Origin of the sequence: Siminovitchia thermophila (assembly GCF_016909185.1) — a bacterium.
In the GTDB taxonomy this organism is placed as follows: domain Bacteria; phylum Bacillota; class Bacilli; order Bacillales; family Bacillaceae_C; genus Siminovitchia; species Siminovitchia thermophila.
This window is the reverse complement of sequence record NZ_JAFBFH010000012.1, coordinates 16,647-30,250: the sequence shown is the minus strand read 5'-3', so window position 1 is coordinate 30,250 and position 13,604 is coordinate 16,647. Positions and strand designations below refer to the sequence as shown.

Sequence of the window (13,604 nt, the reverse complement as noted above, 5' to 3'; positions counted from 1 at the left end):
ATCTTGCTTGATTTTTTGCTTGTGTGCTAGTCGGAAAAGCGGATCATCGACCCCGGCAAGTTTTTTTCGGACTAGCTGTCATTGAAAAAACCGTTGCCACCACTGGGTTACCACGCTTATAGCAGTTGAAGAGGCTTATGCTGATCGTGGCCAATCCAAAGTGCTTGTTTATATCGTTTATACGCTTTTGCATAGTTGGAGGAGATGCATGATGAACAATTGGTTCATATTAGTGTTGTTTATGATGGTGATAGGAGCAGTGATCGGTGGCTTTACAAACTTTCTTGCCATTCGGATGCTGTTTCGGCCGTTTTATCCAATTTATATCGGGAAATGGAGGCTTCCGTTTACGCCGGGGTTAATTCCGAAAAGACAAGGGGAACTGGCGGCACAAATAGGGCGGCTTGTCGTCAGCCATTTAGTCACGCCCGACAGCATTAATAAAAAATTGACAGATGAAACGTTCAAACAAGAAATGGAAATCTGGATCAATGACAAGATATCTCATTGGCTTGACAAAGGGATGACATTGGAAGAATTGTTGGAACACATGCAAATATTCGCCCCGGGTGAAAAAATATCTGTATATATGAATACCCAAATTGAAAAAAAGTTTTATTCATTAAAGCAACAATATAAAGACAAATCATTAATGGAGATCGTTCCCGAACAGTGGTTGGAAGTTTTTCAGCAAAACATTCCCCTTATTGCCGACCGAATCATTCAAAAGGGGAGCGAGTATTTTACAAGTGAGGAAGGCAAAGAGAAAATTACTGTCATGATTGAAAACTTTTTCAAAACCCGGGGGAAAATATGGAACCTGATTCAAATGTTTATTGGTGAGGAACAGCTTGCTGAAAAGGTGCAGCCTGAGTTGAACAAATTTCTGCATCATCCAAACACAAAACAAGTACTTGTCTCCATCATGGAAGAAGAAACAGCCAAATTTAAACGTAAAAAGGCGCATGAGTTTCTGCAACATTTAAATGATCAAAAAGCTATTTCATTTTTACAAGAAACGGCTGCAAAGATGGTGAAAGTGGATGACATTTTACAAAAGCCGATCAGTGAACTTGTCCTCCCTTATCGGGCTAAAATAAAGGAATCTGTCCTCCCGAATCTTCTGTCCATCGCAGGGGAGTACTTGACGAAACAATCCGGCGAGGTGTTGGAACGTTTTCAAATAGAAGACATTATTCGGAACGAAATAGAATCTTTCTCCCTGAAACGATTGGAAGAGCTTGTCATTTTAATCGCTAAAAAAGAATTGGTCATGATCACTTATCTCGGAGCGATATTGGGGGGAGTAATTGGAATCATACAGGGTATCATTGTTACAGTTGCATCATAGTATGTTAAACGATGAGGGAGGAGTTGTTAATATGAGTACCAATTTATATGATCAAGCGTATGTTCTTGAAAAAGCGGTGCGAAGAAGCACAGAATTCAGCCACCTGAAGCAAATGTTTGAAGCAGTCGCCAATGATCCGGCAGCCCGTGACTTGTTTGATGAGTTTCGGAATGTTCAATTGCAGCTTCAGCACAAACAAATGGAAGGCCTGCATATTACTGATGATGAAGTAATGAAAGCACAAGAAATTGCCAACCGGGTGCAGCAACATCATAAAGTGGCGAAGTTAATGGATGCAGAACAACGGATGAGCATGATCATTGCCGAATTAAATAAAATCATTCTGAAACCACTTGATGATCTGTATGGTCCCAGTTTCGGGTGATTTGAACGAAGGGGCTGGAACATAACAAAATCAGCTGGTGAAAAAACGAACAATACAGTGAAACTTCATTCAGTAGGAGTTTTCTTCCATCTCCTACTGAATGTTAGTTGAACCAATCGGGCATTTAGGTGCCGTTTTCTCCCACTTAGACCATCTGTATTCACTCAAGATTTTGAAGTGGGAGCCTTACGGCACCTTACATGCGGGAAACATTGTCTTGGTGTATCATACGCAAGCTTTTAGCGTAGTCAAAATAGGTAGACTCCCTGCGGGAATAGTTCGAACTGAAGATCCCGCAGGAAAGCGACCTTTGCTTTCCGAGGAAGCTGAATAGACCTGTGGAAAGCGAAATATGTTGACGTAGCGATGATAGGATTTTTTTTACACAAAACATACTAAGGTTAGTATGTTTTTCTTGCTATTTTCCAATCCGTCAAGTTTGTTCTAATTGTCCCGCGCATCTCGTATATATAAATAAAGGCAGAGACTGCGTAAAGGGGGAGCATGCAACATGGTATACAAAATGCTTGTCATGAATATCGATGGAACTCTTGAGCAAGACAATGGCAAGATTCATAAACATACCCGGGAAGCGGTGGATTTTGCGCTGCAAAAGGGAATTCATATAACGATCGCCACATCGAGGAACTTTCCGGCAGCCAAACGTGTGGCGAAAATGCTAAAGCTTGACTCCTATTTAGCTACGCATCAAGGCGCTTTCATCGCCAAAGAATTAAACAAACCGATATATGTTCATCGAATTAATGAACAGATTACAAGTGAACTCGTCACGCTTTTAGAATCTTTTTCTTGCCAAATTCGCCTTGTACATGAAAAATTTTTACTTGGCAATAAAGTGAAGGTCCCCAACAACATGCTGGCAAAGGTTGTTTTTCAATCGGCGAGCCGCTTCATCTACCAAGAAAGGTACGTTGATTCTCTAAGTGAACGACTGTTGGATGATCCTGTTTCTCCACCAAAAATGGAAGTGGTTTTTTTCGCGAAAAAGGATTTGGAAGATGCGAAAAAAGCGATTGAGGAAATGTACGAAGAAGTCCATTGCATAGAATCCGATGGACTAAAGATGGAAATTGTGGCGGCGGGGGCTTCAAAGTTAAATGGGATCAAGTATATTTGTAACCACTATGGCATCAAGCAGCACGAAGTTGTTGCCGTCGGAGCAGGCATGGATGATATTCCTCTCGTCAGTTGGGCGGGTTTGGGTGTTGCCATGGGCAATGCGCCTATTGCGCTTCAAGATTCCGCAGACTGGATTACGAGGACCAATAATGAAAACGGCTTGGCCTACATGGTTCGAGAACATTTTCGAAAGCAGTATCGAATCGAATTTTTAAAAAAGAACAATATGCTTAAATAAACGCTTGGAAAGGCGCCTTCGACTTTTGGTAAAAGCTCGGAGGCGCCTGTTCATTGTCAGCGGTGAAATAAAACAAGCTGTCCCGCTTGTGTTGTGCATCGGTGTGTGTGTTGAAGCAGTCCTTTTTCAGCCAGAATGGCGTTCCCTTTCTCTTTGGCCTCGCTTTCATTGTTTGCTTCAAACGTTTCATCCAGCAATGTTTTCCCTGTTTTCTCAAAAGCGGTTAAGTAATAGGTTCCCATTCTATGAACCTCCTTTTTTTATCACTATCATTACATACTTGCGGTAAAATGAAAAGGTGGTGATGGCATGTACTCCCAAACTTTAGTATAATAATGAGAACGTATATTCGTTTGGGGGGTGGCTGTCATCATGAAAGAAATCCGTTTTATACATACAGCAGATTTGCATTTGGACAGTCCTTTCCGGGGCTTGGGCCATTTGCCGAAACCATTGGTACAGCGTTTAAGGGAAAGTACATTTACGGCATTTCAAAACGTAATTGACGCGGCTATCGAAAAAAAGGTTGATTTCGTGCTCATATGTGGTGATTTATATGACGGGGAAGACCGCAGCATCAAAGCACAGGCGCGATTGAGAAAACAGTTGCAGCGATTGGAAGAAAGCGGCATATCCGTTTTTATGATACACGGGAATCACGATCACTTGGACGGCGGCTGGATCTCGCTTGACATGCCGGGAAATGTTCGGATCTTTTCAGAGAAAGTGGAGTCCGTCAAATGGATTGGGAAAAACGGGGTTTCCGCTTATGTGTACGGATTCAGTTATCCAAAGCGGCATGTCTATTCCCGGAAAATCGCAGAATATAAAAGAGTGGAAGGGGTCGATTTCCATATTGCCATGCTTCATGGAAGCGAAGAAGGGCAAGGAGGGACGCATCAGCCTTATGCTCCTTTTTCAGTTGATGAATTGCTCAAAAAAACCATGGATTATTGGGCGCTCGGCCACATACATCAAAAACAAATACTGCATTCCAATCCGTATATCGTATATCCGGGAAACATTCAAGGAAGGCACCAAAAAGAGTATGGGGAAAAAGGTTGTTATTTTGTTGTTTTAAAAGAGGCGGGCGAAACGGAAGTGGAATTTATTGAAACGGCGGATATTCGCTGGGAATCAATCGACATCCACATTCGGGAAGGCATGGATCTAACGCAGCTTTTTAATGAATGTATAAAAGAAATGGAATCACTCCGGTCAAACAAAGCCGAAGGGGTCCTTTGCAGTTTGACCCTTCACCAGGCGGATTTGCTTTTGGATAACGTTTTGCGAACGATTGAGAATGAAGAGTTTCTGGAAATGCTTCAAGACAATGCTGATTTCGAAGGAGCATTTGTTTGGCCTTATAAGATTCATGCCACGATGCTTCATTCCTCGAGTGTTATTGATGAAAAACTGGCCGACACTATCGAAAGCATCGTTTTGGAATTAAAGAGCGATGGATTAGATGAAGCGATTGCTGATCTTTACTCCCATACATATGGAAGTCGTTATTTGGATGCTTTCACTGAACAGGAATTAGACGAGATACTTTATTCTGCCCAAAAGCTTGTGATTGACTCGATTTCCAGGATGAAGTGAAGGGGGGAGAATCATTGCGGCTTATAGAAATTTACATATACGGATATGGTAAATTTAACGATCTCCATATTAAAAACATGGGGGATTTCCAAACTTTTTACGGTGAGAATGAAGCGGGCAAATCGACGATCATGTCGTTTATCCAAAGCATGTTATTCGGATTTCCAGGCAAACAACAGACATCTCAGCCAAGATATGAACCGAAAACCGGCTCTTCTTATGGCGGTAAATTGGTCATGGCAACCGGTAAATTTGGTGAAGTCGTCATCGAACGAGTAAGGGGAAAGGCTGCGGGAGATGTAACAATTGTGTTGGAAGACGGAACGATCAAAGATGAAGCATTTTTACGCGAACTTTTAAACGGAATGGACAGGCAGATGTTTGAAAGTATTTTTTCTTTTCGCCTCGAAGGATTGCAGCAAATCCACCGATTAAAAGAAGAGGATATCGCCAAGTATTTAATCGCTGCCGGAACAGTGGGAACAGACTTATTACTCCAAGCGGAACAGCATCTGCAAAAAAACATGCATGATCTTTTTAAACCAGGCGGACGCAAACCCCGGATGAATGTCCAAATGAAAAAGCTCCGTGAGCAGGAACAGCTTCTTAAACATGCCAGGCAAGAAAACGCACAATATGAAACGTTGCTCCAAAAGAAAGAGTCTGTAAAACAAGCCATGAGGGAACTTGAAGAGTTACTGCGTTTGAAAAAGGAACAGCTAAGAAACTATGAGAACTTGTATAAGTCCTGGCCGCTCATCATGGAGGCCGAACAGATCAAAAGCCGGCTTGAACAAGTGGGTCCTGTCGATTTTCCGGCAGAAGGGATTGCCAGGCTTGAAAAATATAAAGATCAACTGATTCACGTGAGCAGTGCTTTGGCAACAGCCAAACAAAAATGGGCGGAAACAAAGGAGGAGCTGGAGGCGCACGCGCCAATGCCGGGGTTTCAACAAAGCCGGGCTGAGTTGCTTGTACAGGGATGGCCCTCATATGAGCAAGCAGACGAAAAAATTTCCTTGATTGCTAAAGAAATAGAGGATTATGAAAAAGAAACGGCCTATATTTTGAAGGAATTGAATTTGTCCGAGCATATTTTTTCCGCCATGCATGAATTCAACTTGGGAATGGACATGAAAGCGAAATTGAAGGAACAGGTTCGACAATATGTCCGTTTGGAAGGAAAAATAAGCGACATGGATGACATGTTGAACAATGAGCTAGTGCTGCTGAAAAAATGTGAGGAAACGTGTAAGGACATTGAACACAACCTGATCGATGAAGAAACATTTCAAAAGTGGAAAAAACAGTATGACATGCACGCTTCTGTCCAGTCGGCCGAACAAGAAAAGCGGACTTTGGAAAGGGAGATTGAACGCCTTCTTGAGCAAAAAAGCCGTGAAGAGCGGGTAAGGGCACAAAAAAGAAAACAGAGCTTTATTATAAACGGCCTGTTTGTTTCACTGTTTGCTTTTGTTTTTATATGGAGCTTTTTTTCCAACCAATGGATATTTGCACTGTTTTCCATCGCTGCCATCTTGTATTCGGTTATGATGCTGTCTTGGAAGAGAAATAATGATGGGTTATACGATGAAAGCATCCGCATAAAGAAAGAGCAATTAAAAACAATGGAGGAGACCATTGCAAAATTCGACGGACGAACGGATCTTTTCTCACGATTTGAAAGGCAACTCCAGCTTCGTGAGGAGTGGAAGCAGGCTTATCATCAATTAGAACAGCAACGGGAGAAAGTGGACCAAGTAAAGGACCAGTACGAAACGATAAGGACAGCGATGTCGGCCAATCAAAAAGAGCTGAATGAGATTAAAAAAGCGTTCGGGCTTCACGAAAGTTTCCATAATTTGAAGCTGGAAGACGCGTTTCAACTCTTGAAACGACTGCAGGAGACGAAAGAGCGTATACATGATCTAAAGAAACAATGGCGTATGTTATCCCGAAAACAGGAAGAATGGCATACCGGTATAAAGACTTTTTTGAGCGCGCTTGATATACGAGTAACAGATCCCTCTGAAGCTGTTTTTACGATCAAAGAATTACTCGATAAGGAACGTAAAAAACAAATTGTATTCCAGGAATTGAAGAAAAAGCTGCAAAATTTACAAACGGATGCGCTGTTTTATGAAAATGAGCAGAAAGAAATCAGAACGCATATGTCTACATTACTGGAAGCGGCGGGGGTTGAAACAGAAGAGGCATTTCGAAAAAAGGCGGACTTGTTTCATGAGACAGAAAAATTAAGCCAAAGACTCGACCTGTTAGCAAGTCAGATTGATCCCGATCAGCTTGTGCCTGAATTCCAAACTGCCGGGGAGTTAAAAGGTGAAATGGCCATATTAAAAGATTCTATTAACAATGATGAGGAGAAGATGGAGCGCTACCGCAATCAGCTTGCAGCTCTGACTCAGGAGATCCGCTTCCTTGAAAACGGAGGAACTTATACGGAGCACCTCCATCACTTTTATCATTTGCGCTCAACTTTTAACGAGGACGCCAAAAAATGGACAGAGCTTGCCGCCGCCAAAGCGATACTTGAAAAAACATTGCAAAAATATCAAGAAGAACGCTTTCCAAAGGCAATACAAAAAGCGGAGGAATGCTTCTCCATATTGACAGGCGGTGAATACAGGCGCATTTTCTTGCGGGAGGATGGAAATCTGCTTGTGGAAAGAAAAGACCGGACAGTGTTTACACCTATCGAAATGAGCAAAGGAACGGGTGAACAGCTATATACGGCGATTCGCTTGGGACTGATTCACGTGCTGAGAGAAGAACTCCCGTTTCCGGTTTTCATTGATGATGGATTTGTCAATTTTGATCAAAAGCGGACACAGCGGGTGTTACAGTTGATCAAACAAGTTAGTTCCAACACGCAAGTATTGTTGTTTACGTGTCATCCGCATGTAATCGAACACCTTCCCGGAGAACATGTCTTGGAGCTTGATGAGCAATCATTTCAATTGAGCGGGGCTCAATAGGAAAGGGTTATGGTATAATTTGATTGGAACAAGGGGATGGAGGCGTTTGGATGCTAAAAGAACTATTGGAATATGAAGTGGGCGAACATGTTGATATGTTTCTACTGATCAAAAATGCGGTCAGGGGAATTGCGAGCAACGGAAAACCATTTCTTACGCTTATCCTCCAGGACCGATCGGGGGATATAGAAGCGAAGTTATGGGATGCTTCTGATGATGAAGTCAAGATATACCAGCCGGGAAAAATCGTGCGAGTAGCGGGGGAAGTCCATAATTATCGGGGAAGAATGCAATTAAAGATCAAGCAGATTAGAAGATCGGCTCCACAAGACGGAATAACGGTTGCAGATTTGCTGGAAACAGCCCCATTGTCAAAAGAAGAAATATCCAGCAAGGTGACACAATATATATTTGAAATGAAAAATCCCAATATCCAACGGATTACGAGACATCTGCTCCGCAAATATTATGAGCAGTTTCTCGAATATCCGGCGGCTACGAAAAATCATCATGAATTTGTATCGGGACTTGGTTTCCATGTTGTGTCCATGTTGGATCTTGCCAGGTCGATCACTGAATTATATCCGTCTCTAGACAGGGATTTGCTGTATGCAGGAATTATTTTGCATGACTTGGGCAAAGTCATCGAATTGACAGGCCCGGTGGCGGCTGCTTATACAATCGAAGGCAACTTGCTCGGCCATATCACAATCATGGTGGAGGAGATTGGAAAAGCCGCTGAGGAGTTGGGCATCCAAGGGGAGGAAATAGTTGTCCTTCAGCACCTTGTCTTAAGCCATCACGGAAAAATGGAATGGGGAAGTCCGAAGCAGCCAATGATCAAAGAAGCGGAAATATTACATTTGATTGATAACTTGGATGCAAAAATGAATATGTTAGATCGCGCCTTAAAACGGGTAAAACCCGGGGAATATACAGAAAAAATATTTCCTCTGGACAATCGCTCGTTTTACAAGCCGACATTCCATTCATAATGGCTTTTTCATTTAAAGTCATTCAGCTTGTAGGGAATCATTTCTCTACAAGTTTTATTTTGAAATAAGATGGTAACGATTTCATATAAATATTGGCGCGGGTTTTATGAGTGTTATTTTCATTTGAATATAGACACGGGTTTTTATTTGGAGTGTCGCTTTCCTATGTATTCACTTTGTTTTTTCCTGCGAATGATCACGCAAGTAAAGTTAAGCGTATGCATCCTTTTCATCTGATAGTTTCTCTTGTTAAGAGGCATTTTTTTTTGATCCCGGCATATGATGAAAACAAACGGACAAGCTTATGAAAGGAGATGTCACACATGTCTCTGCCTATTTGGATATACTTCGTTATTGCAGGAATCTTTGTCAGCGCGTTTATGGCCGTGAAAACGGCCCGAGAAGACCGGGAAGTGGAGCAAGAATGGATTGAAAAAGAAGGAGAAGTATTTATGAAGAGAATGGAAGAAGAGAAAGAGCGAAGAAAGGAAGTAAACGAAGCGGAAAATGCTTAAGGCGTTTTGCTTTATATGAAAAATAGAAAGAGTCTGTGACACAACTAAGTCAGCTGATGAAAAAACGAACAATAAAGTGAAACTTCATTCAGTAGGCGTTTTCTTCTATCTCCTACTGAATGTTAGTTGAACCAATCGGGCATGTAGGTGCCGTTTCTCACACTTAGACTTTTTGTATTCACTCAAGATTTAGTGGGAGTCTTACGGCACCTTACATGCGGGATCAATTGTCCCAGTGTATCATACGCAAGCTTTTAGCGTAGTCAACATATGCGGGAATAGCTCGAGCTGAAGATCCCGCAGGAAAGCGACCTTCGCTTTCCGTGGAAGCTGAAGAGACCTGCGGAAAGCGAAATATGTTGACGTAGCGATGAGAGGGATTTTTTTACACAAATAGGGGAGTGGACATAAGTTGAAAGCTGATTGATATTCGTAAAAATCGTGATAATAAAACCGCGTGAAATCAAGGTTTTCAAACTTGATTTCACGCGGTTCACTCATTTTTACAGTGTTCTGTCTCAGACTCGCGTTATTTTTTTTCTTCTTCTTTTTTATTGTCGCCTTGATCCTGCTTGTCATTTAACATGGCATCAAAGGTTTCTTTTAAATCTTTGTCATTTACTTTGATATCTGCTTTTTTCAGTTCTTTCGTTAAAGCTTCTTGCATGGTCTCAGGGTCAAGCTTGGCCACTTTTAATTCATGGGCATAATCATCCTTGACTTCATCGAATGGTTTAACATCCTTTTTTGGTTTCTCTTTAATATTCGTTACTTGAATGATATGCCAGCCAAATTGTGTTTGCACAGGGTTGCTGATTTGATCTTTCTTTAATTTGAATGCTTCTTTTATAAATGTCTGATCCATCTGTGGAGTATCAATGGTAATTGTCCCAAGGCTTCCACCCTGTTCATTGGCGGCCGTATCGACAGAATGCTCTTTTGCGAGTGCCGCGAAGTCTCCGCCCTGATCAAGCTTTGCTTTCACATCTTTCGCGGTTTTTTCGTCCTCCACTAAAATGTGGCGAACTTCGAGTTCTTTTTGTTTGTTATCGTAATATTCTTTTACTTCTTTTTCAGAAACTTTAACGTCTTTTACCGCGGCTTTTTCTTGCAGCAGATTTACTTTGAGAGACTCGCGGAAATCATCTTCATCTTTAAAACCGCTTTGAGCCAGCGCCATTTCAAATTGGGGTCCGAGCTGCTCTTTTAGCTCGTCCATTTTTTTATCAACTTCTTTATCCGATACTTTATATTCCTTGGAAAGAACTTTTTCAAATACGAGCTGCTGAAGGGCCTGTTCACCGGCTTTTCCTTTCATTGCTTCATAAAGCTCATCTTTTGTTACATTACCGGCACTCGTTTTTGCTACTGTATCACTGTTTTGGCCGCCGCAACCTGCTAAACCGACGATTCCTGCCGCCATCGTAAGGGTAACTACCCATTTTTTCATATAAGCCAACTCCCTGTAATGTTATCCTTTTTGGAGAAATTCCACAAAACTTACTATATCATAGATGATTACAGAAAAAAACAGTTTCCATAAAATCGAAGCAAATTGGGCGTTTGTATCAGCCAAATAGCCCTGCATGGCATATGCTGTAAGTGAGTAAAGGAGGTCATGAAGAATGGGCGGCTTTCGTGGCGGCGGCTTTTCCTTGATCGTTGTGTTGTTTATTTTGCTGGTGATCGTTGGGGCGGCATTTGTTTGGTAATTTGCTGAAAAGTGGGCTAATTACCTGATCAATAAACTGATAAGGGAATATGATGAATGGTGAATGGTATAGAGGAGGTGTAGAAAGTGGGCGCAGGAGTTGGATACGGCGGCGGCTTTGCCCTGATCGTCGTTTTGTTCATTTTGTTAGTAATCGTTGGTGCCGCTTGGGGCTACTAAGAAGCCAATAACGGTTTATATAGGCCAAAAAAGGCGGGATTCCAACATCCCGTCCTTCTTTTTATCCAATCTTTAAACCAGCCCGGCATTTACGTAAACAAAATTTCAATATATGACGAAAATAGCAATATCGTAATTAAAATATTGATCGTTCGAAAAATTTTGGGATGGCGCTCTTCGGGAATCTCTCTCTGGATACAGAGGGAGTAAGTTAAATTATTAAAAACATATAATATGATAACTGCATACACAATAAAAAAAGAAACCAAGAATGATCCTCCCCCTCACTGCCTCATAAAGAAAGGATAGCAAATTTTATAACAAAATAACAGTGCCATGTTGAAATTGCTTGTGAATTAGTCCTCTTCGTCTTCCACAAGGAGGTCGTAGCCGTCTTCATTTTCCTCAACGAGTGTATTTTTGGGTGAAGAAAACAGCGCTCTTATATAAATAAAATCAAACGTGGACATACCGCTGTGTAAAGAAAATAAAATAGCGATGTAATGTCCATATTTCGGAAAAAGAAATAGGAATGTGATTAGTACCGCGTTGATCAGTAAAAATGGTAAAATAAGTGCAAAGAGAAACCTTTTTTTTGGAATGGGATATTCCACTTTCATTTTAATAACTGGCAATAGATAAAAAAACTCGATTTCCCACTTCATATACTGATAATATGGAATGATTGGCAGCAGGTGGCATAATTTATGAAGCGGGTATAGAAGAATGGTTGCCAATATAAAAGCAAACACGTAATCATCGTTAAATTGACGGTCCATAAAGGATTGCATTGTTACATAAAATATAATAAAAACAAGCAGAGTAACAATAGAAGAAATAAAAAAACGCCGAAAAAAATCGTACTTGCGATTTAAATAATATGTTTTCCAACAATGCATAATGGACAGCCTCCAGTGGTTTGAAAATCGGTTACTTTCCATACTTTACGATGAAAAATGCTGAATTGCAATATGCTTTTTCCTTAATGTAAAACAAAGATATAGAGTCGATGGGGGGAAGGGAAAACATGGATATGGGAGAGATGAAGGCGAGGGTGGAAAAGTTGGAATATCACCAAAGGTTGCTGTTGGGAATGATCCAGCATACGGACAAAGCTTTCGACCTTCTTGTCATAAAATATAATTTATCTGAACAGGAGGTAGAGGGCTTCCTGGAACTTTGTGAAAAGCTTAACAAAGATTTAAAAAAACTAAAAGCGGATCATTTTGTTTATTACACTCCGCTTTTTCAAGAATTTACAACAAGATTGAATAAAAAATTATCGCTAAAAGAAACCATTACCGCATGCATAAAGCAAGGCATATATGTGGAACTGATGAATAAATTGCTGCAAAATATGGATTAGTGTGCGCTAAACCGCATTGTCAACCTTTGTTTTATGAATGGCCAGTCCGTCTTCTGTAAAGTCGGATTCGAGATTGTTGAATGATTTTTCAAAAATTTCCATAAAGTCATCGCCATATATTTTACGTACCATTACCATGATTTCTGGTGCTTCCGGAAACTTTCCATACAGGTCTTGTAGCGGCAATGCTCCTTGGACAATCATGCTTTTATGAGGCTCATAGCATTCCATTAAATCCAGCAGTAAATGCTCTCCTTTTTTCGTCAGCCTTATATACGTATTCCGTTTGTCATCTTCCGTTTTGGAAAATTGGAGATACCCTCGCTTTTCAAGCTTTTTCGAGAAATTAAATGCAGTGGATACATGCATCACACCAAACTTGGCGATATCAGAAATAGATGCTTGTTTCAAATGGTAGGAAATCCATAAAATATGATGTTCGTTAATATTCAAATTGTATGGCTTGATCCAGTTTTGCCAGTCCTTTTCTATCGCTTTCCATAACGCCTTGCTCAGTTGTGCCATCCGTTGGCTGAAAATCATCGCTTCCTTCATTGAGAAATGTTCTTTCTGCATTTTATTCCCTCGCTTTGCATGTCTTTTCATTATTATGCAAAATAAAAAATAAAGATGCAACGAGAAAATCATGGTTTTTAAGTAAAAAATAAAAAAAGCAAGAGTTTTGTCGAAATTTACTCTTGCTTTTTTTATTTAGGCTGGATTATTTGTCCCTTTTCCTTTTTGCAACTTGTCTTCCAAATCAGCAATTGTTTGCTGGATATTTTTAATTTCTTGTTGCAGTGATTCTTTAGTTGGTTCGATGTCCTGCTGCCATTCTTCGACAACTGTTTTAACATCTGTTGCCAGTTCTTTGATGATTTCAGTTCCTTCTTTGGAAAGCTTTGCGACAGAATGCTTCATTTCGGCAGCATTCTCTTTGAATTCATTGGCGATTCGAACCCACTCATTTTTGGCTTCTTTTATCTGTTTGCGCAAATCTTTTCCCGAAAGCGGCGCAGAGAGCAGTGCTGTCGCAGCACCAACCACCCCTCCAACTACTAATCCATAAGTCAACATTTTTTTGTTCATTTCATATCACCCCTATCATTATAATCATTTCCTTGG

16 protein-coding genes are annotated in these 13,604 nt (G+C 40.9%); 10 read left to right on the top strand and 6 right to left on the bottom strand.

The window, feature by feature from the left end; all coding sequences use genetic code 11:
- Window positions 1-208 precede the first annotated feature (208 nt).
- From JOC94_RS09805 to JOC94_RS09795, 3 genes are all read left to right on the top strand, one after another.
- A complete protein-coding gene (locus JOC94_RS09805) occupies window positions 209-1,351 on the top strand; it encodes a DUF445 domain-containing protein (protein WP_205179246.1) in 1,143 nt (380 codons plus the stop codon).
- 31 nt (window positions 1,352-1,382) lie between these two features.
- On the top strand, window positions 1,383-1,736 hold the full coding sequence (locus JOC94_RS09800; protein ID WP_077112266.1) for a YlbF family regulator: 354 nt from the start codon (window positions 1,383-1,385) through the stop codon (window positions 1,734-1,736).
- A 511-nt stretch (window positions 1,737-2,247) separates the two neighbouring features.
- Window positions 2,248-3,114: a Cof-type HAD-IIB family hydrolase gene (locus JOC94_RS09795; protein WP_077112268.1), complete on the top strand. Its 867-nt coding sequence runs from the start codon at window positions 2,248-2,250 to the stop codon at window positions 3,112-3,114.
- Window positions 3,115-3,170: 56 nt separating this feature from the next.
- Here JOC94_RS09795 and JOC94_RS09790 read toward each other — a convergent pair whose 3' ends face one another.
- Window positions 3,171-3,356 carry a YhzD family protein gene (locus JOC94_RS09790; RefSeq protein ID WP_077112270.1) on the bottom strand — a complete coding sequence of 62 codons (186 nt, stop codon included), beginning with the start codon at window positions 3,354-3,356 and terminating at the stop codon, window positions 3,171-3,173.
- Between the two features lie 130 nt (window positions 3,357-3,486).
- Here JOC94_RS09790 and JOC94_RS09785 point away from each other — a divergent pair, with 130 nt between their 5' ends.
- The 4 genes from JOC94_RS09785 to JOC94_RS09770 all read left to right on the top strand — a co-directional run bounded on the left by JOC94_RS09785 (window position 3,487) and on the right by JOC94_RS09770 (window position 9,222).
- Complete coding sequence (locus JOC94_RS09785) at window positions 3,487-4,716, top strand: metallophosphoesterase family protein (RefSeq protein WP_205179244.1); 1,230 nt, start codon at window positions 3,487-3,489, stop codon at window positions 4,714-4,716.
- 14 nt (window positions 4,717-4,730) lie between these two features.
- The gene (locus tag JOC94_RS09780) at window positions 4,731-7,712 is read left to right on the top strand and encodes an ATP-binding protein (RefSeq protein WP_205179242.1); all 2,982 of its coding nucleotides are present in this window, start codon (window positions 4,731-4,733) and stop codon (window positions 7,710-7,712) included.
- 50 nt (window positions 7,713-7,762) lie between these two features.
- Window positions 7,763-8,707 carry a 3'-5' exoribonuclease YhaM gene (yhaM, locus tag JOC94_RS09775; protein ID WP_077112276.1) on the top strand — a complete coding sequence of 315 codons (945 nt, stop codon included), beginning with the start codon at window positions 7,763-7,765 and terminating at the stop codon, window positions 8,705-8,707.
- Between the two features lie 323 nt (window positions 8,708-9,030).
- Window positions 9,031-9,222, top strand: a complete 192-nt coding sequence (locus JOC94_RS09770; protein WP_077112277.1) for a sporulation YhaL family protein — start codon at window positions 9,031-9,033, stop codon at window positions 9,220-9,222.
- A gap of 529 nt (window positions 9,223-9,751) precedes the next feature.
- Here the strand turns inward: JOC94_RS09770 and JOC94_RS09765 are convergent.
- Complete coding sequence (locus JOC94_RS09765; RefSeq protein ID WP_077112279.1) at window positions 9,752-10,672, bottom strand: peptidylprolyl isomerase; 921 nt, start codon at window positions 10,670-10,672, stop codon at window positions 9,752-9,754.
- A gap of 175 nt (window positions 10,673-10,847) precedes the next feature.
- Between JOC94_RS09765 and JOC94_RS09760 the strand changes: the two genes are divergently transcribed.
- Together JOC94_RS09760 and JOC94_RS22685 are read left to right on the top strand one after the other, a co-directional pair.
- Window positions 10,848-10,934 (top strand): YjcZ family sporulation protein, encoded by an 87-nt coding sequence (locus tag JOC94_RS09760; RefSeq protein WP_077112281.1) that lies wholly within the window; start codon window positions 10,848-10,850, stop codon window positions 10,932-10,934.
- Window positions 10,935-11,020: 86 nt separating this feature from the next.
- Window positions 11,021-11,113, top strand: coding sequence for a YjcZ family sporulation protein (locus JOC94_RS22685; RefSeq protein WP_077112283.1), 93 nt, complete (start codon window positions 11,021-11,023; stop codon window positions 11,111-11,113).
- Window positions 11,114-11,202: 89 nt separating this feature from the next.
- Here JOC94_RS22685 and JOC94_RS22915 read toward each other — a convergent pair whose 3' ends face one another.
- Together JOC94_RS22915 and JOC94_RS09750 are read right to left on the bottom strand one after the other, a co-directional pair.
- A complete protein-coding gene (locus JOC94_RS22915; RefSeq protein ID WP_077112285.1) occupies window positions 11,203-11,382 on the bottom strand; it encodes a hypothetical protein in 180 nt (59 codons plus the stop codon).
- A gap of 87 nt (window positions 11,383-11,469) precedes the next feature.
- On the bottom strand, window positions 11,470-12,012 hold the full coding sequence (locus JOC94_RS09750) for a DUF3267 domain-containing protein (RefSeq protein WP_077112287.1): 543 nt from the start codon (window positions 12,010-12,012) through the stop codon (window positions 11,470-11,472).
- A 128-nt stretch (window positions 12,013-12,140) separates the two neighbouring features.
- Between JOC94_RS09750 and JOC94_RS09745 the strand changes: the two genes are divergently transcribed.
- Window positions 12,141-12,479, top strand: a complete 339-nt coding sequence (locus tag JOC94_RS09745; RefSeq protein ID WP_236017051.1) for a DUF1878 family protein — start codon at window positions 12,141-12,143, stop codon at window positions 12,477-12,479.
- 6 nt (window positions 12,480-12,485) lie between these two features.
- Here JOC94_RS09745 and JOC94_RS09740 read toward each other — a convergent pair whose 3' ends face one another.
- Together JOC94_RS09740 and JOC94_RS09735 are read right to left on the bottom strand one after the other, a co-directional pair.
- Window positions 12,486-13,055 (bottom strand): HTH-type transcriptional regulator Hpr, encoded by a 570-nt coding sequence (locus JOC94_RS09740; RefSeq protein WP_077112289.1) that lies wholly within the window; start codon window positions 13,053-13,055, stop codon window positions 12,486-12,488.
- A gap of 135 nt (window positions 13,056-13,190) precedes the next feature.
- Window positions 13,191-13,568 (bottom strand): YtxH domain-containing protein, encoded by a 378-nt coding sequence (locus JOC94_RS09735; protein WP_077112291.1) that lies wholly within the window; start codon window positions 13,566-13,568, stop codon window positions 13,191-13,193.
- Between the last annotated feature and the right edge of the window lie 36 nt (window positions 13,569-13,604).